We start from the raw sequence: 20,845 nt of genomic DNA, 5'->3' as shown, positions 1-20,845 counted from the left end.
TGAGACTCTAATTTGTTTGCCTCGCTACCTAAGTAGGTTGGCTGTTAGAACTCAATCTGTACGAGTGCCCACACAGATGATTGCTTTATATTGTTAAAGAACGTTTTGAGTCGCTTTAGCGCCTCAAGGGATGCGAATAATACACCCTTTATTTTTCGAGTCAACACTTAGTTTTAAACTTTCTTTCGATAATTTAAAACCGAAGTTTTATTTAACTCTCTGAGTAGTTCGTGCCTCGCTATGCGTTGGCGTTTCCCGTCTCAGTGGGGTCGCATTATAGGGAGATCCGAAAACAGATCAACCCTTTTTTTAAGAAAACTTGAAATAATGTGCTGTTCGCTGAGTATTTGAGCTAAACACGTTAAAAACACAACATAACTAGCAAATTATTAACAACTAAAGGGGTTTAAACTTCACAAATATTAAAAGTGAGCTTAAACGATCTTCATATAAAGACTTACACCCCATATGATCAATACGATCGTTAATGAAAGTGTTACGGCTGCAGATCCCATATCTTTGGCTCTACCTGACAATACATGCAATTCTGTACTTACTCGATCTGTTAATGCTTCAATGGCAGAGTTTAGCAATTCAACTATTAGAATAATAAGCAGTGAGCTAATTAGTATTGCCCAGTGTAATAATGATGAAGCAAGCCAAAATGAAGTGGGGAATAATATAAGGCTTAGTAATAGCTCTTGTCTAAATGCAGCTTCTTCTTTAAATGCTGCTTTAAAGCCAAGATAGGAGCAATAGGTTGCTTTGAAAACGCGTTTGAGGCCTAAGCCATTTGGTTTTAATACATCTTTCATTAATAAACTCTATGAATGAAGGTCAAAATAAAGCCCCGCACTGCGAGGCTTTTTATTTATGCTACGCCGTATTGATCACGGTAAGCTTTAACTGAGGCTAAATGCTCGCCCATCGTCCCTTGGTTTTCAAGGTAACTAATAAGGTCTGCTAATTTTACAATAGAGATTACTTTGGTATTAAAGTCGCGTTCAACTTCTTGAATAGCTGATAACTCGGCTTTACCTTTTTCTTGGCGATCTAATGCAATTAAAACACCACTAAGGTCTGCACCATTTTGTGCAATAATTTCCATGGACTCACGAATAGCGGTACCTGCGGTAATTACATCATCAACTAGCATTATTTTGCCATTGAGTTCTGAGCCTACTAATGTACCACCTTCACCGTGTGCTTTTTTCTCTTTACGGTTAAAACAGTACGGTACATCTTTATCATGGTGATCTGCTAATGCAACTGCCGTCGTTGTCGCGATTGGGATACCCTTATACGCGGGGCCAAATAGTACATCGTACTCTATCGCTGAATCTTCTAGTGCTGATGCATAAAAACGACCTAAACGTGCTAAGTCACGACCTGTATTAAACAAACCGGCATTAAAAAAGTAAGGACTTATGCGCCCAGACTTTAAAGTAAACTCACCAAATTTTAATACCTGCTTCTCTAGAGCAAATTCTATAAACTCTTTTTGATAATCTTTCATATCTAGTGGCCTACCTATTTATGCTAATGCTTGCTTTTGTACGTCAATGATTTCACGAATAGAATGTTTAGCTAAAGTAAGTAACTCATCTAGCTCATCAAACGAGAAAGGTTCACCTTCGGCTGTACCTTGAATTTCTATAATTTTACCTGTTTCGGTTAAAATTACGTTCATATCAGTCTCTGCGGCTGAATCTTCAATATATTCTAAATCGCTAATTGCTTGACCTTTGTATATACCTACCGAAATAGCCGCAATCATATGCTTAAGTGGGTTTGAATTAATCATACCTTTGGCACGCATATGCGTTAGCGCATCAACAAGTGCAACACATGCACCACTTATAGAAGCAGTACGTGTACCGCCATCTGCTTGAATTACATCACAGTCGATAGTGATTGTGTTTTCGCCAAGTGCTTTTAAATCAACAGCAGCACGAAGTGCACGTGCAATTAAACGTTGAATTTCCATAGTACGACCGCCCTGCTTACCACGTGCAGCTTCTCGAGCATTACGCGTATGCGTTGCTCGCGGTAACATACCGTATTCAGCATTGATCCAACCTTTACCCTGACCTTTCATGAAACGAGGAACGCCCGATTCGACAGTAGCTGTACAAAGTACTTTGGTGTTACCAAACTCAACAAGTACTGAGCCTTCAGCATGCAAAGTATAATTACGTGTAAATGTAACAGGTCTAATTTGGTTAGGTGTTCTTTCGCTTGGACGCATTGACGATCCCCTTAATTCAGAATTTGCGACATTATAAGTGTATGTGGGTATAGATACCATGCTGATTTAAATAAATAGCTGTATGCAAAATATTCAGTGTATTAAATTTTCCCTAGAGCTTAAGCGGTGTTACGGTATAATCATCGTAATATTGTATTTATAAATTTAGGAAAATATCCATGATCCACAGTATGACAGCTTATGCGCGTCGCGAAATAAAAGGCGATTGGGGAACTGGCACTTGGGAAGTTCGTTCAGTGAACCAGCGTTACCTTGAAACATTTATTCGCGCACCAGAGCAATTTCGTGGCATGGAGCCAGTTATTCGTGAGCGTTTACGCAAACACTTACAACGCGGTAAAGTTGAGGTTTTTTTAAAGTTTGTAGCAAATCCTGCCCATGTTGGTGAGCTATCAATTAACCAAGCCCTTGCTGAGCAACTTATAAATAGCGCGAAATGGGTTCAACAGCAAAGTAATGGCGACATTAATCCTGTTGATATATTACGTTGGCCTGGTGTTATGGAAGCTGAAGAACTTGATATGGATAGCGTTAATACAGCACTAATTGCTGGTCTTGATCAAGTAATCGAAGATTTTAAATCAGCTCGTGGCGATGAAGGTGCAAACCTTGAAGAAATGATAGCAATCCGCCTTGATGCGATTTTAGAGCAAGTAGAAATTGTAGAAACGCACATGCCTGAGATTGCTAAGTGGCAACGTGAAAAACTGGCTCAAAAGCTAGAAGACTTAACAGCAAACATTGACGAGTCGCGCCTTGAACAAGAACTTATTTATCTTGCTCAAAAACAAGATGTAGCTGAAGAATTAGATCGTTTAAAGTCTCACGTTAAAGAAACTAAAAAAATCCTTAAAAAAGGTGGCGCATGCGGCCGCCGCCTAGATTTTATGATGCAAGAATTTAATCGTGAAGCTAACACGCTAGCATCTAAGTCTATCAATAGTGACATCACTACTGCCGCTGTAGAGTTAAAAGTATTGATTGAACAAATGAGAGAACAAATTCAAAACATAGAATAGCGTTTTAGCCTGTTTCAACTTGTTTATAACTCATTAAAAAGCCTAGATTTTTCTAGGCTTTTTGTTTTCTACCGTTCATACTAGCCCCCTATTGTACGTGTCCAAGTGGTTACCAAAGTGGTTACCAAGCCGCTTGGTAACCACTTTTTATAATCCTTGGTAACCATTTTTGATGTAACTCAATGAATGTAAAAGAAATCAAAGCAAATATTAAGAGCTGTAAAACGCTTAGGTTTAGTGTTGGTGACAGCCTTTATATAAAGCCTAGCAAAGATAAAAAAAGCGGTGCTTGGGAGCTTCGATACACTATCAATAATAAACGCCACTTTATGACTCTAAAAGGTAGCAACTTTCCAGACAAGACATTATCTGACGCTCGAATTGAAGCAGCCTTGATAAATAAAAAAATTAAGAATGGTATAGACCCACTTGCCGAAAGAGTAAGACAGGGACAAGAAACTATCATAACAATGAACGACCTATTTAATGACTGGTTTAAAGATAAAAGTAAGGAAGTAAAAAATCCTCACCTGCTCGAAAGACAATATACTAAAGATATAAAACCATACATTGGTAAGCTCAAAATTGATGATGTAAATGCACGTGATATTAGGGCTATCATAAAAGAAGTTGTAAATGATGGGCGTCCCTCTATATCTACAAAGTGCTTAAACCTATGTAAAAATCTATTTAAACATGCACAAAAACTTGATCTCACAAAGTCAAACCCTGCTGCAGCTTTTAGTCAAAATGACGCTGGGGGGCAAACCAAAAGTAGAAAAAGAGCATTAAGCCTGCAAGAAATTGAAAGTACATTTGATGTACTCAGAGAGAATTCGACTGTTTTTACCAGAGATAACTATTTAGCAATGGTATTACTTCTTGTATTTGGTAACCGTAAAACCGAGGTTACTCAAGCAAAGTGGGAAGAATTTGATTTTAATGAAAAGATTTGGAATTTAGGCACAAGAAATAAAAAAGAAGTTTATATTCAGATTCCTATTGCTGACGAAGTCATACCCATATTTGAAGAGTTGAAAATAAAATCGTGTGGCTCCGAATACGTATTCCCAGCAAGAAAAGTTAGCAAAGATGGTCATATGTGTGAAAACACTTTGAATCATGCCTTAGCTAAAATGTTTGGCAAAAGTATTAGCAAGAAATCATACCCTAACCTACTTGAGCCTAAAGGCATTAAGCACTTTACTATTCATGATTTAAGACGAACATGTCGTAGCTTATTCGCTGAACTTGGTTATGAAGGAAACGATGTAACACGTTATCTAAATCATACTATTAGTGGTGTTGCTGGTATTTACAACAGATATGATTACTTGGATGAGCGAAGAAAGCTTGCAAGTGTAATGGCAAATCAAATACTTCCTAGAGCTAAGATATCAATGGTATCTGAAGGAATTAATCTAAATGAATAAATTTAAATTATTTCCAAAATGTATACCGCGAGAAGGTTTAAAGATTCAATCACAGCCATTTTTGGTACATGTTCAAGAGCTTGGAGAGATTGATGACGATGATATTAATTATGCTCAGTTAGAAGAAATAGCTTCACCTGTAGGTATTGATAAGCCCAATTTAATAATATCTTCTATAAATAACTTACCAAAAGATGAGTTTGGCCAAGATATTATGCTATTAGAGAAAGAATCGATTAAACGTAAAGCGATGCTGGTGGACGACACTCTAAGGGCACTTCCAGACAAGTCTAGCGTAGATTACAAATTTTGGCTTAATAAGCTAATGCACGAAATGTTTACGCTTGGATCACAAGTGCAAGAGCATAATGACTTTGTAGAACATTTGTATGCCTTAAGAGCCACAGAAAAACACTCTAAAGACCGAACAATAGCAGGTGAATCCTCACCTAAAAAGTATCAGCCTTTTATTGATCTTATCAATGTAATAGTCAGTGACATAAAGCTACACACACATATGTCTAAATGTAGTAGAGCGAATTTAGCAACGGCAATTGATGCTCTATTTTCTATAAATACTATTTATCCTCCTTCACACAAAACGATTAAAACATATATTAACGATGCGTATGGCTCTACTGCTAAAAAAGGTCGAAAGTCTAGTTCAGCCCCCTCCCTTAAGGAAGTTGAAGAGTGGGTAAAAACTAACTATAAAAATAAAATTCATTTTAAATCATAGCACTAAAAACTTTAATAAGCCCTTATCAAGCTAAGGGCTTATTAACATATGCGCAAACCAATAATATTCTCCCCATCAACAATGATGAACCGGAGAAACCAATATGAACCAACTAACAGCACCAACAACGCAATTCACTGATCGCCTAGTGAGAGAAGCCGAGCGCGTAAAAATCACATCAGTTTCACGAACAAGTGCATGGCTACTAGAGAAAAAAGGCTTATTCCCAAAACGACGTAAACTGCATGCCGATAGTGACAGAGTATGCTGGCTACTAAGTGAGCTTCTAGAATTTGTGCAATCCCGCGAGGTCATCAACATGAACTCAGCTTTATGATCAATAACCCCCTGCCAGACCTTGCTATGTATATTGACGATGCTCGAATGATTAAAAAGCCTGAATTGCAAAAGCTTCTTAACATCAGTAGGTCAACACTTGGAAGATGGATAAAGGCTGGCCATTTTCCTCCACCAGCTCATGTAATAAATGGGCGGTCCATGTGGCATTTTCAAGATTATAAAAATTGGCTAGCCAAAAAACACACAAAAGCAGGTAAATAAACTGCTTTTTTTTGGCCTACTGATGACACACTTTGAAACAAAATGATCAGTAAAAACACGCTATTCAACAAGCTAAAAATATATCTTAGTTATTATTTTAAAAGGGCTTTTATCTGTAAAGCGCCTATCCACTAATAGCGGATATTAAATAATATAAGAAAGATACCAATTAATAACTAAGGCAAATAGATATAACAATGACCTTTAAAATATCAACAACTAACTCAGTAAACTTTATATACAAAGACCATAGCTACAGAGTATTTAAACCAAAGACAAAAGGCCAAGATCTAAAAGCATTAACTAAAGTGTTTAAGCATTGTGAATGTATGCTTTCTCACTACTCTAAAGTACTCGTGGCAAGAATAGACTTAAGTACTAAATCTTATTCTATTAATAATCAGATGTTCTTAAAGTTTATTAAAAAACAGTTGTCGATACTTACAAAACAATATAACTGCAAAGTAAGTTATATATGCGCTAGAGAGAGAAATACATCTTCAAATCATCATTATCACTTAGCTGTGTTACTAAGTGGGCATAAAATAAAGCATAGTAGTAAGCTAACCTACCAATTAAAGCATGCTTGGGAATCTGATGGCTTAGGTTCGGCCTCATTAGTTAGCCACCCATACTACCTAATGCAAAGGGGTAATAAACTTACTATAGAACCAGCTCTATACCGCTTAAGCTATTTTACTAAACGTGCCACGAAAGAAGCTAACATTAAGGCTCATAGCTACTTATTTAGTAAACTTGAATACTCAACAGAGCACGTTGATAAATGCTTTAACGATATTATGCTCGTGAATCCAGCTATTACATATCAGGGAAATAAAGAAGCGGCTCTAATAAAGCCAGATAACTCAGAGGCTGGTGGTATCAAGTTACTAAAAAGGCTATCAGGTATAAGCAGTACACAGCTAATACAATCTAAACTTCATCGCTCATTACAGTACAGCGATCACCCTAATCAAGTTAATAACGATCAAGTACCTTTGCAGCACTCTATGAACCGAAACATACACATGCAAGGTGATCGATCACCTTACGCGAACAGACAACATAAACCTCTATTTAGTGATCGCTTTACGTGGCATTAAATTAATATAACCCTTTGATTTATATATTCACCCCATGGTGGTAAGCATATAAATATTCGATTTTAAAAACTTTAAAGAAAATAAATTTTCAAAAAACAAACCCTATGAACCGAAATTTCACCGAACATGATCGATCATAAAAAGGCAAAAAATGAGTAAGTTTGATTTAGAAAGTCTACCCAAGTGTGGCGCTAAAACACGTTCAGGTAATCCCTGTAAGCGCTTAGGCAACAAGCGTAATGGTCGATGTAAATTGCATGGTGGTCGCTCTACAGGCGCAAAAACGATTGAAGGCAAACTTGCCGTACGTACTAACCCTATCAAAAATGGAGCTGGTTGGAACGTCATACAAGGCTATGATCCAGAGTTAAGTGAATACTCTATCGAAGCATATCTCCAGTTGTTCGATATGGCTAAACTCAACAATACAGATAGCAGCGAGTTAAATGCATTAATAGCGCAGCACAGGGTTGCATTAGAATGCTTTAAATATCGCGTTCTTGAGTACTATGGCGCGGATAGCTTTATCATTATCCAATCGGCACTTGATGCACATTACAAAGATATTGATAGTCAACACCTCCATTTTCATATTCACACAAAAGTAGTAAAAGCTCCCTATTTCCACCAACGTATGAGTGAAGCAAGAAAGCAGTTTCTACTTATTAATAAAGCCTTTAAGTTTAATTGGTAGAAGGACGCCAACCGTTGACGGTAATCTATAGGGGGGTGCAACGTTGCACCCCCCTATAGAAGGATTCAAATGAAGCCTATAGCAAACTATTTATGTTAAAAATGAGGCCGTCAACCGTTGACGGTAATATACAGGGGGTAACGTTACCCCCCATTTATTGCCACATTCTTTGAATTAGTAAGGAATTAAAGTAAATTTGTTATGTGGATAATTGATCCGTCAACCGTTGACGGTTTACATAAAACACTACTGTAGCCCTTTAAAAGCCTGTCATAAACGTATCTACAAAGCGTTTAAATTTATCGGTAATAATGGGCAGTACTTTTTTGCGTTGTAGTAAGCTGGGTTTGGTTTCGAGTACGTCAGCGAAGTCATCCCTTAGTGGCATTTCGTCACTTAGCTCATAGCGGGTTACTAACTTTTCTAGGCGTTCTTGGTTTAGCTTTTGCTCTTGGGCAAACTTCTCAAGTTCTAGGCGTTTTTCTTTTTCCCAATAAAGCTCAAACTCTTCATCAACGTCAGCACTGGCAGGTATGCCTTGCAAGTGCTCGTCCATAAACTTATCTATTAGTGCTTTTTTACTTAATAAGGTTGGGTCTGTGGCTATTAGGTTTGCTATTACTTGGCGTTTACGGGCTTTTTCATCGCCACTTTCTTCACCATGTAACTCACGTAATAACTGCAAAATATAGGTTACGTTTACTATATCGCTGTGTAGTAGCTCTAGTTCAAAATCAACGTCATCCAAAACCGATACTTTTTCTTTACTTGAGTTCTCACGTAGCTGCCTGCCAAGGTCGGCATACTTACTCGTATAATCCTGAAACTCTTGCTCGCCCATGGAGGTTGAGTCCATATCAAAGTCAGCAAAGTTGCTTAACATGTTCTTTAAGCGCATAAGCTCACGAAACTGCCTCACAAACAACGCCTGAGCCTCTTCGTCAGGTAAAGCATCTACTGAGTCAACGGTAGGCGTAATTGCCATTAGCGCTTCATAGGCGCTGTTAAAATCAGTAAGTAGCTCGTTATACGAAGGTGTTTCTATGTATTCTTTAGGCTGCTTGTTCGAAAAGAGCGTAAAGGCAGTGTCAGCAGCTTTTTTAAGGTTTCTGAAGCACACTACATTACCATGCGATTTAGTCTCGCCCAATAAACGGTTAGTGCGCGAAAACGCTTGTACCAAACCATGATATTTAAGATTTTTATCAACGTACAAAGTATTGAGTTTAGGAGCATCAAAGCCTGTTAAAAACATATTCACCACCAGCAATATATCAATCTCTTTGGCTTTAACTCGCTTAGATATATTTTTGTAATAGTCTTCAAATAACTTACTGTCCTTGGTGGAGTAGCTTGTACCAAACATTGTGTTGTAGTCGTTAATAAATGAGTCTAACTTATCTCGGCTATGCAGCTTAACGGCTTGCCCTTCGTTTAAATACTTGGCTGATACTTCTTTAATTTGCGCATCATCATTACCTAATTCGTACTCTTCCTCTTCATTGGCCTCATAGCTAAATATGGTGGCAATTTTAAGGTTGTGTTTGCCTTGTGCTTTTTTGCTCGCAAACAACTCATAGTATTGAATAAGCTCTGCAACGCTTGATACACAAAACATAGCGTTATATTCGCGGCTATGCGTTTTACGGTTATGCTGGGCAATAATGTAATCGGTTATTTTATCTAAGCGCGCAGGCGAGGTTAAAAGCTCTTTGGTGTCGATGTCTTCAACTTCAATATCTAGGTTGTTGTTAGAGCCATCTTTGTACTGATAACGCCCAACGTACTCAATAGCAAACTTAAGCACGTTAGCGTCGCGTATTGCATCCACAATTACATAAGGATGTAAGCATTCACCAAATAAATCTTTAGTGGTGCGTTTAACTGAGTTTTTAGCAACGGCGTTGTCGGCAAATATAGGCGTACCCGTAAAACCAAACAACTGCGCGTTATTAAAAAACTCGGTAATGTTTTTATGTGTATCACCAAATTGGCTGCGGTGGCACTCGTCAAATATAAACACAATGCGCTTATCTTGTAGGCTTTGCATTTCTTTCAAATAGCGCTGTTTAGTCACGACGTTATTAAGCTTTTGTAATGTCGTAACCACCAGCTTAGTATTACGGCTTTGGTTGACCTTTCTACCCTTCATTGGCTTATCTAACAGCTGGTGGAACAACATACTGGTGTTATCGGTGCTGTCTACAGAGCCTTTTACAAACGCATTAAACTCAAGTGCTGTTTGGTAGTCTAGGTCTTTACGGTCTACCACAAATACTACTTTATCAACCTCACTTAGCGAGGTCATAATTTGCGCCGCTTTAAACGAGGTTAATGTTTTACCCGAGCCCGTTGTATGCCAAATGTAGCCATTGTCGGTTGTAGTTTTAACTTGCTCTACAATCGCCTCTACTGCATAAAACTGGTACGGCCTAAGCACCATTAAGTACTTACCTGTTTCATTGAGCACTATGTACTTGGTGAGCATATGCGTTAAGTGCGAAGGCGTTAAAAATGCTTCGGCAAAGTCGTGTAACTGGCTTATTTTATTATTTTCGCTATCAGTCCAATCAAAGGTTTGCTTGGCTGACATTTCACTGTTGTTAGAAAAGTACTGGCTATTAACCCCATTCGACATTACAAACAGCTGCACATAGTTAAACAAACCATGGTTGGCATGAAACGAATGCTTTTGATAACGCTTAATCTGGTTAAACGCTTCTTTTAGTTCAATACCACGGCGCTTTAGCTCTATTTGTACCAGCGGCAAGCCATTAACCAATAGCGTTACATCGTATCGGTTAGTGTAGGTGCCCTTTACTGTAATTTGTTGCGCTACTTGAAAGCTGTTTAGCTGTGGTTCATCAAACAATAGTGTTAAGTGCCTGCTGTCGCCGTTATCAAGTGTTACATCAAGCTGGTCGCGCAGTGTTTTGGCTTTTGCAAATATATTACCTTTACCAAGCTTACCCAATATTTGCGTAAACTCAGTATCGCTTAACGTGCAGCCATTCACTTTTTCAAGCTGCTGCTTAAGGTTAGCTTCAAGTGCGGCGTTGTCTTTTAAAACAACGCGCGTAAAACCTTGCTCGCTAAGCTGTGCAATTAAGTTATCTTCTAATTGTTGTTCACTTTGATAATTCATTTATACCTACAATTCCTTGGTGCTAGCCTTATGCAATACATTCACAGCTTTATTGCTAATCTTTATGTAACTTATAACCCTGTTCTGGGTGGTTCGGTATTGTTGGATATGCCAAAAACAATACCTGCTCTTTAACCATTTTACTTAAGTAATTACGTCTTAGCGTGTCGGGCTTCATTCCTAGCAGCTGCGCTATATCACCCAACCTTAAACAGTGCGGCTGTGCTTCTTTACATAGGGCTATTATTGCTTGCTCTACCTCAGACTTCTGCTTTCTACTTGAGTTAGCTCGTACTTGCTCACCTATAACCCATAGTGAACCCCATAACTCATTAGCTGCAACCGTCTCTACTTCTATATTGTCTTGGTCCGGAGTATTTAAAGCTAGGTCCGGACCTTCATTGCTTAACTCCGGACCTTCAGTATCTAGGTCCGGACCTTCGTTATTTAACTCCGGACCTTCAAACAGTGAGAGTTGATCTAACTTAGGAGAGGCTACAAACGTAATACTCTTACCTGCATCATTATCAGGTGTAGGGATTTGTATTCCTTTTAAGTGATATATCTTGCCTCTGTGCTGGCCTGCCGACTCTAAGTACCCTGCATTAACTAACTGACTCAACGCAAGTGTCACTTCTCTTGTATGCTCTGAGGTCAACGAGCAAATACGCTCGTGGTTAAACCATGACTCAGTAATGGCGGTAATCAAAATAGTTCGCTTAAGCTCGCTCAGCTTTTTGTAGCCACTACCAAATGTATCTGTAAGGCGCTTATCAAGCTCAGGCGATACAATATTAACCATACGCAACTCTAAAAAGGTTTGATTCAGCTCATCCTTTTCGTACATATGCGGTGGCTGCCAGTTTTGCGCTTTACAGTTACTGTATATTTTAGGAATACCCGACCCTGCTTTTTCGCTTAGACCAATATTTAAAAACATTTGATGTATAGCGGGGTTTCGGCACTGGCTATTCCCCCCCGCTTTAGCCTCATGCACAGGTATACGCATTAAGCCTGCGTTTCTAAAGCCGATAAAGTCAGGGTGTTTTTCAATTAAAATATTACTTTCGGTATTAAACTCTGCATGTGCGAGTGTATTAACGAGTGCTTCACGAATGGCCTCATGCGCAGGCGTGGTATCTTGTCGTTGGCCGTCATCGGTTAAACTAAACCCAACTTTTAAATCTGCCGTAAGCTTACGGTAAACCTTACGATAAAAATCAAAAGCATTACCCGACCAAGAGCCATCAGTATAAATTCGGTCTATCCAGCGGTGTGTACTATCGTCTTTTTCCTGATAATCAAGTGCAAAACTCGGCAACGCATCTTGAATCGCATCCCACTTACCAAACATCACTAAGCCAGCAAGGGTTAAGCCCGCTTTACCTGTTGCGCGGTCTTGTTGCCAGCCACGTATTGAGCGCAAAAACTCTTGGTCGCTCAATTCTAAAAAAGGGTGTTGTGGTTTGGCATCAACAAACATTTGCCTATAAATGCGAAGGCTTTCTGGGTCTATATCGTCAAGAGTAAAATGCTCTAAAATACGGTTATCGCGCACTTCCTCTTGCTCTGCCAGCATTTTATTTACTGCCGGTGGCAAACACTTTTGATCGGCCTCGTAACGGCGCTGATAAGTCCCATTAAGCGGGTTTGCATTAATAAATACAGGGCGGCTTTCGCGCGGTGCGCGTGGTACAGTAATCGCAATCACCGACTTGCCTTCAAGTGTTTCAATGCGCACGTCGCTTTCGCTGAGTAAATTAACACTCACTTTATTCGGGTTATTAACAATATCCCAAATATTCTTAATAAGGGGCGCAGGGTTTATTATACCCTCAACTGCAAACGTGCCTTTTTTTTCTTTAATGCCCAATAAAATTAAGCCACCACGGGTATTGGCAAACCCGCTATAGGTTTCCCACATATCATTAGGCACTGCACCATGTCCATCTCGGCCACCAGCCTGCTTGCACTCAACCTCTACGCTTTCTTGCAAAGTTTGAATATCAATAATGTTAGCTATTGGGTTATCGTTAATTTTATTAGTCATTGTTTCTCACACAAACATTTGCTGTAGTAGGCCTTTTTTAAATAGCTTAGTGTGTTCAATTTGCTCGTTAACAGCGTCTATTTTTTTATCGAGCGATTGTAAAAATTGCGCTATTTTTTGTTGTTCGTTTAAGCAAGGTAACTGAACTTTGGTTTTAAGCCAACTTTGAGTTTTAAACAGTAACTTCTCAATATGTACGCCATTACTATTAATAAAAAATGCACGTCGCATGTAGAGGGTTGTAGACAAGCGATTAAAGTAATCAATATCTAACTTTGTTGGTTGAGGTCTAAATACATTGTATTCATTAGAAACAATAGCCCCATCAAGCTCTTCAGGTACCAACCCACAGGCACCATGAACTATCTGTCGTTTTGATATTACAAACTCGCCTTTGTGGATGGTGAATTGGCTTTTAACAAGTACATCTTTACCTTTAAAGTGTCCACGACTTTTAACCCCACCAAACCCCCTCTTTACAGTGATCAGCTCATAAGTAGCTTCATCATCCATTTTTAATGCGTCAGATTGTAAAATAAGAATATCCCTTAAAGAATATTCATTCCATTCAGTAAAAGCGTTTCCATCATCGTCTTTAAAACGGATTTGTTGGCTAAAAATCTGTTGCATTACGCCTTTTTTATAGTCTTTTAATAAGCGATGCTTTTCAGTTAACTGGCTGATTTTTGTATCTACAGAGGTGAGAAAGTCAGCTATTTTTTGTTGCTCATCTTTTTCAGGAATATGAAGTTTAAAAGAAGCTAAATCACCAGTTGTAAAACCTTTTATAGTAGTTCCTTGTCCCAAATTTATTAATCTATTTTTATTTTTATATAACTGATAAGCAATGAAGTCTATAGAGCAATTTTCAGGTGTAAAACTAGTAAAATCCTGACTGGTACATACTTCGTGACGGCATACTGCAAATTTACCAACACCAACCCTAGACACAATTAATAAACTATTTTCTGGGACTTTCTTTGTTGCTGAATTTTTTATTGCATCCTTGGAAATAAAGCGATGAAGGTTTATACCAAAAAAATCACCTTCTTTTATATCAGAGCTAGAAACCCAAGGTATATCACCAGACCAATAAGCTCGATTCTCTGTTGATGGAGTGCCTCCACCAAGAAAAGAACCAAGCTTACCTAAAGCTTGTACTTCCCATGGTTTTGAATAAGTCTTAAAACGAAGGTTTGGAGTAACTACATTCATTTACTTACTCCGAATGGCACTTCAATACCTAATTCATCACAAAAACCTGCAATTGTTTTATCCGTTTCAAGCATCGCTTTATCATTTGTGATCAGCTGTTTTGCTACCTCACTCAAATCCACAAGCGCTTCATCTTCAAAGGTGTCTACGTAGCGCGGAATATTAAGGTTGTAGTCGTTCTCTGCTAAATCTGCTTGTGTGGCTGCAAAAGCATATTTATCAATGAAACTGCGTTTGCTTACGGCGTTTAAAATACGCTGCAAGTCTTCTTCACGCATTACGTTGTTGTTAGTGCCTTTTTCAAAGTGATTGCTGGAATCTATAAATAATACGTTATCGTCGGCGTTACGGTGTTTGTTTAGCACCAACACACAGGTAGGAATAGACGTGCCAAAAAATATGTTAGCAGGTAAGCCGATTACCATATCAAGGTAGTTTTTTTCTTTAATAAGGTGTTTGCGTATATGCCCTTCGGCCGCGCCGCGAAACAGCACGCCGTGCGGTAGCACCACCGCCATTGTGCCGTTGTCGTCAAGCTGGTGGATCATGTGTTGTACAAAAGCAAAGTCGGCTTTGCCTTTTGGTGCCAGCTTACCGTAGTCGGCGAAGCGCTCGTTATTCATGTGTAGCGGATTGGCAGACCAGTCCGCCGAAAATGGCGGGTTAGCTACTACGGCACTAAAGCGTTGCTCAAGGTGTGCAGGAACTTCTAGCGTGTCGTCGTTTTGAATGTCGAACTTAGTGTAATGCACGTCGTGCATAATCATGTTCATACGCGCTAGGTTGTAAGTACTTGGGTTTTGCTCTTGTCCGTAAAATTTTAAATCAGGATTATTAGCCTCTTTAGCAACTCGTAACAACAATGAGCCAGAGCCACAGGTCGGGTCGTAAACCGATTTAATATGCGGGTTATTTAAGGTGACTAATTTTGCTAGTAACTTTGACACCATTTGCGGCGTATAAAACTCGCCTGCTTTTTTACCCGCGCCGCTGGCAAACATGCCAATAAGGTATTCGTAAGCATCGCCAAGTATGTCTATTTCGCTGCTTTCTAGGTGAAAGTCGATGTTATCAAGGTGCTCTAATACTTTGGCTATTAACTTGTTGCGCGCATCCGGTGTTTTACCTAACTTATTAGAGGTTAGGTCTAGCTCGTCAAACAAACCGTTAAAATCGTCGGCGCTGTCTGCGCCCATGGTGCTTTGTTCAATGTGATTAAGTACGTTGGTTACATCGTCTAAAATAAACTTATCGTTAGCGCCGCGCTCAGCAAGTACATGAAAAAGCTCTGCAGGTTTTAAAAAGTAGCCTAACTTATCAAGCGCCTCTTCTTTTACTGCTTCTAGGTACTCTTGACCTTCTGCTGTTGTTTCGTCAATTTTAGCAAATACAATACCGTCTTCACTCAGTAACTGGTCGGCATAAGTGTTAAGCTTATCAGACAGGTATTTATAAAAAATAAGCCCGAGTATGTAATCACGAAAATCATCAGCCGACATGTTGCCACGTAAGCTGTTAGCAATATTCCAAAGTTGTTTTTTTAATTCTTGTTGGTGTTGTTGAACCATTAATTTAATCTCATTAAAATATGTTTTATTAATTGGGTAGAACGGCTGAAAGTAACCTTTATTGCTTTAAATGCTAATCTTCTTTTTTAATAAATTTTGTACTTAAATAGTCCCACATTTTTCGTCCAGTAAGTTTATCTGTTGCCGGGTTTGTTCTTACATACAAATCAGTATTATCAAGAAAACATGGTGTATTAGTTGGTGAGCATTCAATGACTAGAACTGTACGATCATTAAAGTCGTAAACTTTTGACTGAATGAAAGGATAAAATCCTTCTCCAATCCGTTCTTTTAAACTGTTTTTAAAATGCAAAAGAAAACCGTCTAATACATTTTTGTGGAACTGATTAATTTCGAGTTCGACCCCCATTATTTTACACTCATCAGAAACCCCAATAAAAAGAGTTCCACCCGATGCATTCAAAAAGCCAACTATTGTTTTAAGTGATGAGGTCTCAATGTGGCGCTCTTTGCTAGGCTTATACATTTTATCATTTTTATTTCTATTTATATCAAATGAAAAAGTCTCTTTAAATTCGACAACATCATTTTCACCATTTCTTATTAAGCGCAATAAAGCCTCTTTTTTATTAGCCTCATCTAAAAAATTTGTAGTCGAAGAAAGTTGATAAACAACTTTCTTAGCTAGATTTGGGTTAAAAATTATATCACTCTCGAATCGAGTGATTTTCTTTCTAATTTCTTCTACTTTGTTTTTAGCTTCAATACACGATTTTTGAATATTTAAAGGAGGGATTGGTGCTAATAAATAGTTACTAAGTGCATCTAAGGTATAATGGCTCCGAGTGCTAGAGATTTCTGCACAATCAGATAAAAAGGCCTGCCCTAGCTCAGAACGTAAATATTGAATAAGGTATTTAGCAAGAAGAGTCTGTTCATTAAGAATTAAAATAAAGTAATTATTCGGTGATTTAACCTCACTCTCACTCACTAGTAAAACATCACCTTGAGACTTAGGAATCAAAATTGCATTATCTTCTGAGCCTTCTATTAAAAAATTCTTTTTATATGTAGTAGCTTGAAGGACATGTTTAAAAATGATTTCAGGTGTATAACCTTGAACCTGCTCTTTTAGGGCCTCCAGATACTGACGTTGAGGTGAGGCATCTACATAACGCCGAATCGAGAGATTAAATTTGAGATTACAAACATCTTCCAGTGAAGCCAAAAAGCTGAAATTTTTAGTATTATTTCTATTCAAAAAAGATGAAATAATTTTATCTACGTGGATATCTCGTAGATAATTTTGTCTGTTAGCACTTTCAAATAAATGGCTTGCATCAATAAATTGAATACTTTGTTTTGGCTTACGATTCTTTTTTAGAACTAAGATACAAGTTGCAATGGAAGTCCCATAAAAAATATTAGCGGGCAAACCTATAACTGCATCTATGCAGTTCTTTTCCTCTATTAAAACTTGGCGAATAACTCCTTCCGCACCACCTCTAAATAACACACCATGAGGCAAAACAACTGCCATCGTTCCATTTTCATTTAATTGATAATACATGTGTTGGATAAAAGCAAAATCTGCTTTGGATTTTGGAGCTAATGCACCATAGCCATCAAAGCGAATATCCGTGCTTAACTTTTCGTCGCCATCCCAAGGAGTTGAATATGGTGGGTTTGCTACAACTGCATCGAAGCGCATATTTAGGTGCTTAGGATCGTCGAGCGTATCACCTCTTTGAATATCAAATTTTTTGTAATGAACACCCTGCAGTAACATATTCATTCTTGCTAGGTTAAAAGTGTTGGTGTTTTTCTCCTGCCCATAATAGCTTCCAACTTTACCTTTTTTGGAACGCATTTCTTTAGCAACTTGTAATAACAATGAGCCGGACCCGCATGCAGGGTCGTATACTGAACCTAAATAATCTTTATCACTGGTGACTAGCTTTGCTAGCAGCTTAGAGACCATAGGAGGGGTATAAAACTCACTCCCTCCTTTGCCTGCAGATACAGAAAACTGTCTAATTAGATATTCATATGCATCACCAAGTACATCGATTTCAGTATCATTAACACAGAAGTTAATTTCATCTAGATAAGTAAGCACTTGAACAATTAGCTTATTTTTCTTACGACTATCTAAACTCCCAGCAGAGAATCGACTTAGAGCCTTGCGAAGACCCTCAAAGACATAATTAAAATCATTTTCGCTATCTCTTCCTACTGTACTATTTTCAATCTGCTTTAGGGCATCTGAAAGCACATCAATTACTAAGCCGCCGTTTTTACCTTTTTCAGCGATTCGATGAAACAACTCTTTTGGCATCAAAAAATAACCTAATTGTTCGATTGCACATTCACTTACAAGCATTAGGTATTCATCATCTTGAGTTGAGGCTTCATTTAACGCATCAAATTTTACTCCATCACTTTCTAACAATTCATCCGCAAACTTATTTAAATGTTCAGATAAATATTTATAGAATATGAGAACCAAAACATATTCTTTAATGTCATCAAAACTAAAGCTTCCTCTTAGAGCATCAACGATATTCCAAAGTTGCTTTTCTAATGCCATACGATGCACTTCAAACATAAATTTCCCTTTAATCTTCAATAAAGTAGTCGCTATCAAGCGCTTTTACTTCAAATACTTGTTTAGTGCTAACGCCTAAGTTATAAGTAAGCATTAGCTCTGTAAGTTGTTTACCATCTACCAGCACTATGCGCTTTTCTATTAAGCCTACATATTCCAGTGCATCTTTACTAAAGCCGCTGGTGGTAATGAATACGCCTTTTTTAGCGCGGTGCATATCAAGCGCACCCGCAAAGGCTTGTATGTCTGGTCTACCCACTGTTTTATTGGTATAGCGCTTAGCCTGTAAATATATCATTTCAAGGCCGAGTTTATCTTCTTTTATTACGCCATCAATGCCACCGTCTTGAGTATACTGCGTAGCTTGACCTGCATCTTTACGTGATCCGCCGTAACCCATAGCTAGCATTAAATCGACTACAAGGTTTTCAAAAAACGCAGGTGAGGCCGAAAGCACTGCCTGTAGTATTTCATCGCTCAAGTTAGTATTGAGTGTATCTACTGCGGCTTCTATAAGCTCTTCGGGTGTTTTGTGTGAGTTGCTATTTACTAAGCTGGTAGTGTTTTCATCTAGTGAGTCGCTAGTGTCTTTAGTGCGGGTTTTAAAATCTAAAAACTCAGGGTATTGGCTTAAGTACTGGTTATTGATTAGTTCGCCCGTTGCTAATGCTGATAAGCCTTTTTGTGTAATGTTACAAAAGGCTCTTTTAGGCTGCTCAATTAAACCCGCTTTAACAAGGTAAGTTTTAGCCCAACTTAAGCGGTGGTAGGCATAAGTTTGCTTGCCGCTAGGAATACGCAGTTTAAGCTGCTCAGCCGATAAGCTTAGGCTTTGATAAACATTTGCTTCAATATCTTTAAGCTTTACGGTTTTGCCATTAGCTAAGCATTGCAGTAGTGGGGTCATGAATGATTGGTAATCTGGTAACGACATACTATTCCCTGCAGCCGTATTAGTTAGTAACTAAACAGCTAATCCATTGTTCTTATTAGTTGAGATAATATACAAATTAAGATTATGGGGCAAAGGTTATGTAATGAACATATGTCTCATATCGACACACTTTATGTTGAGTAGTGAAGAGAACTAACTTATATTATTCACAAGAGCACTAACTAATAACATTAGATGCTGATTGTAAGTTTTACTACGTAGCTCGGTTTCTTTTAATTTATACTTATACAAATATTTAAGTAAAAGATTAAATCACAAACCAAGTGGTTACCATAGCGGTTACCAAAAGCAAAAACTAGGCAGCAATGACACGACAAGCTATTGATAAATAAAAAGTTAAATAAATTACTCTATATTCAAATTCAAAATATTGAATAGTTTTCAGCCAATTATGGCATATTCATAACTTATCAAAACCCGGGCTAGGCTCGGGTTTTTTATTAATAGCAATAATATTTTGCATGTTGTTACCAAGCATCTTCGTCTAATGTGAGATTCTCACCTCCAAATCACTCTTTATTTTAGTCATTAAAAAGCCCGACTAAGCTCGGGCTTTTTGGTAACAATTAGCTAGGCTAATAATTACGCTTTGAACGTTACTACAACACACCTACGCCTAAAGTAAGAGCACCACCTTCATATGACACTTTATTCTAGACATTAAAAAGCCCGAGACTAAGCTCGGGCTTTTTGATAACAATTAGCTAGGCTAATAATTACGCTTTGGACGTTACTACAACGCACCTACGCCTAAAGTAAGAGCGCCACCTTCATATGACACTTTATTATAGACATTAAAAAGCCCGAGACTAAGCTCGGGCTTTTTGGTAACAATTAGCTAGGCTAATAATTACGCTTTGAACGTTACTACAAAGCACCTACGCCTAAAGTAAGAGCGCCACCTTCATATGACACTTTATTCTAGACATTAAAAAGCCCGAGACTAAGCTCGGGCTTTTTGGTAACAATCAGCTAGGCTAATAATTACGCTACGATAGTTGCTACAACACCAGCACCTACAGTACGACCACCTTCACGGATAGCAAAACGAAGACCTTCATCCATCGCGATTGGTGCGATTAGAGTTACTGTCATCTTGATGTTATCACCAGGCATTACCATTTCTACGCCATCTGGTAACTGTACGTCACCTGTTACGTCAGTTGTACGGAAGTAGNTACCATTTCTACGCCATCTGGTAACTGTACGTCACCTGTTACGTCAGTTGTACGGAAGTAAAACTGTGGACGGTAACCTTTGAAGAATGGAGTATGACGACCACCTTCATCTTTCGAAAGTACGTATACTTCTGAAGTGAATGTAGTATGTGGGTTGATTGAACCAGGCTTAGCTAGTACTTGACCACGTTCAACGTCTTCACGTTTAGTACCACGTAGAAGTGCGCCGATGTTTTCGCCAGCACGACCTTCGTCTAGAAGCTTACGGAACATTTCAACACCAGTACAAGTAGAACGAGTTGTATCATTGATACCAACAATTTCTACTTCGTCATTGATGCGGATGA

Annotated in this window: 16 protein-coding genes and 1 pseudogene; 7 read left to right on the top strand and 10 right to left on the bottom strand. The window is 38.4% G+C overall.

What is annotated here, in order from left to right:
- Positions 1-434: 434 nt before the first annotated feature.
- The 3 genes from I6E70_RS19880 to rph are packed head-to-tail and all read right to left on the bottom strand — an operon-like array spanning position 435 to position 2,248.
- Positions 435-815 (bottom strand): diacylglycerol kinase, encoded by a 381-nt coding sequence (locus tag I6E70_RS19880; protein WP_007583384.1) that lies wholly within the window; start codon positions 813-815, stop codon positions 435-437.
- Positions 816-871: 56 nt separating this feature from the next.
- Positions 872-1,516, bottom strand: coding sequence for an orotate phosphoribosyltransferase (gene pyrE, locus I6E70_RS19875; RefSeq protein WP_007583381.1), 645 nt, complete (start codon positions 1,514-1,516; stop codon positions 872-874).
- 18 nt (positions 1,517-1,534) lie between these two features.
- On the bottom strand, positions 1,535-2,248 hold the full coding sequence (gene rph, locus I6E70_RS19870; RefSeq protein ID WP_002958890.1) for a ribonuclease PH: 714 nt from the start codon (positions 2,246-2,248) through the stop codon (positions 1,535-1,537).
- 179 nt (positions 2,249-2,427) lie between these two features.
- On the opposite strand from rph, the gene I6E70_RS19865 reads away from it, so the two are divergent.
- The 7 genes from I6E70_RS19865 to I6E70_RS19835 all read left to right on the top strand — a co-directional run bounded on the left by I6E70_RS19865 (position 2,428) and on the right by I6E70_RS19835 (position 7,818).
- Positions 2,428-3,288, top strand: a complete 861-nt coding sequence (locus tag I6E70_RS19865; protein WP_002958889.1) for a YicC/YloC family endoribonuclease — start codon at positions 2,428-2,430, stop codon at positions 3,286-3,288.
- Positions 3,289-3,470: 182 nt separating this feature from the next.
- Positions 3,471-4,721 carry a tyrosine-type recombinase/integrase gene (locus tag I6E70_RS19860; RefSeq protein ID WP_197189433.1) on the top strand — a complete coding sequence of 417 codons (1,251 nt, stop codon included), beginning with the start codon at positions 3,471-3,473 and terminating at the stop codon, positions 4,719-4,721.
- Positions 4,714-5,460: a hypothetical protein gene (locus tag I6E70_RS19855; RefSeq protein WP_197189432.1), complete on the top strand. Its 747-nt coding sequence runs from the start codon at positions 4,714-4,716 to the stop codon at positions 5,458-5,460. Before I6E70_RS19860 ends, I6E70_RS19855 begins: the two co-directional genes overlap by 8 nt.
- 103 nt (positions 5,461-5,563) lie before the next feature.
- Positions 5,564-5,797 (top strand): helix-turn-helix transcriptional regulator, encoded by a 234-nt coding sequence (locus I6E70_RS19850; protein ID WP_024608664.1) that lies wholly within the window; start codon positions 5,564-5,566, stop codon positions 5,795-5,797.
- The gene (locus I6E70_RS19845) at positions 5,794-6,021 is read left to right on the top strand and encodes a helix-turn-helix transcriptional regulator (protein ID WP_165726899.1); all 228 of its coding nucleotides are present in this window, start codon (positions 5,794-5,796) and stop codon (positions 6,019-6,021) included. Before I6E70_RS19850 ends, I6E70_RS19845 begins: the two co-directional genes overlap by 4 nt.
- 197 nt (positions 6,022-6,218) lie before the next feature.
- A complete protein-coding gene (locus tag I6E70_RS19840; protein ID WP_197189431.1) occupies positions 6,219-7,124 on the top strand; it encodes a YagK/YfjJ domain-containing protein in 906 nt (301 codons plus the stop codon).
- A gap of 151 nt (positions 7,125-7,275) precedes the next feature.
- A complete protein-coding gene (locus tag I6E70_RS19835; RefSeq protein ID WP_010555437.1) occupies positions 7,276-7,818 on the top strand; it encodes an HGGxSTG domain-containing protein in 543 nt (180 codons plus the stop codon).
- A gap of 259 nt (positions 7,819-8,077) precedes the next feature.
- Here I6E70_RS19835 and I6E70_RS19830 read toward each other — a convergent pair whose 3' ends face one another.
- The 7 genes and pseudogenes from I6E70_RS19830 to I6E70_RS20750 all read right to left on the bottom strand — a co-directional run.
- A complete protein-coding gene (locus I6E70_RS19830; protein WP_197189430.1) occupies positions 8,078-10,963 on the bottom strand; it encodes a type I restriction endonuclease subunit R in 2,886 nt (961 codons plus the stop codon).
- A 55-nt stretch (positions 10,964-11,018) separates the two neighbouring features.
- Positions 11,019-13,013 carry an RNA-binding domain-containing protein gene (locus I6E70_RS19825; RefSeq protein ID WP_197189429.1) on the bottom strand — a complete coding sequence of 665 codons (1,995 nt, stop codon included), beginning with the start codon at positions 13,011-13,013 and terminating at the stop codon, positions 11,019-11,021.
- A gap of 6 nt (positions 13,014-13,019) precedes the next feature.
- The gene (locus tag I6E70_RS19820) at positions 13,020-14,228 is read right to left on the bottom strand and encodes a restriction endonuclease subunit S (protein WP_197189428.1); all 1,209 of its coding nucleotides are present in this window, start codon (positions 14,226-14,228) and stop codon (positions 13,020-13,022) included.
- Positions 14,225-15,796, bottom strand: coding sequence for a type I restriction-modification system subunit M (locus I6E70_RS19815; protein WP_197189427.1), 1,572 nt, complete (start codon positions 15,794-15,796; stop codon positions 14,225-14,227). Before I6E70_RS19815 ends, I6E70_RS19820 begins: the two co-directional genes overlap by 4 nt.
- A 73-nt stretch (positions 15,797-15,869) precedes the next feature.
- Positions 15,870-18,365, bottom strand: coding sequence for a type I restriction-modification system subunit M (locus tag I6E70_RS19810; protein ID WP_197189426.1), 2,496 nt, complete (start codon positions 18,363-18,365; stop codon positions 15,870-15,872).
- Positions 18,366-18,375: 10 nt separating this feature from the next.
- Positions 18,376-19,299, bottom strand: a complete 924-nt coding sequence (locus I6E70_RS19805) for a restriction endonuclease (protein ID WP_197189425.1) — start codon at positions 19,297-19,299, stop codon at positions 18,376-18,378.
- A gap of 1,005 nt (positions 19,300-20,304) precedes the next feature.
- Positions 20,305-20,845, bottom strand: a pseudogene (locus tag I6E70_RS20750) (EF-Tu/IF-2/RF-3 family GTPase); the annotation flags it as partial.

This window comes from Pseudoalteromonas sp. NGC95 (genome assembly GCF_015864705.1).
GTDB classification, from domain to species: domain Bacteria; phylum Pseudomonadota; class Gammaproteobacteria; order Enterobacterales; family Alteromonadaceae; genus Pseudoalteromonas; species Pseudoalteromonas arctica.
This window is presented reverse-complemented; position numbering and strand designations above follow the sequence as displayed.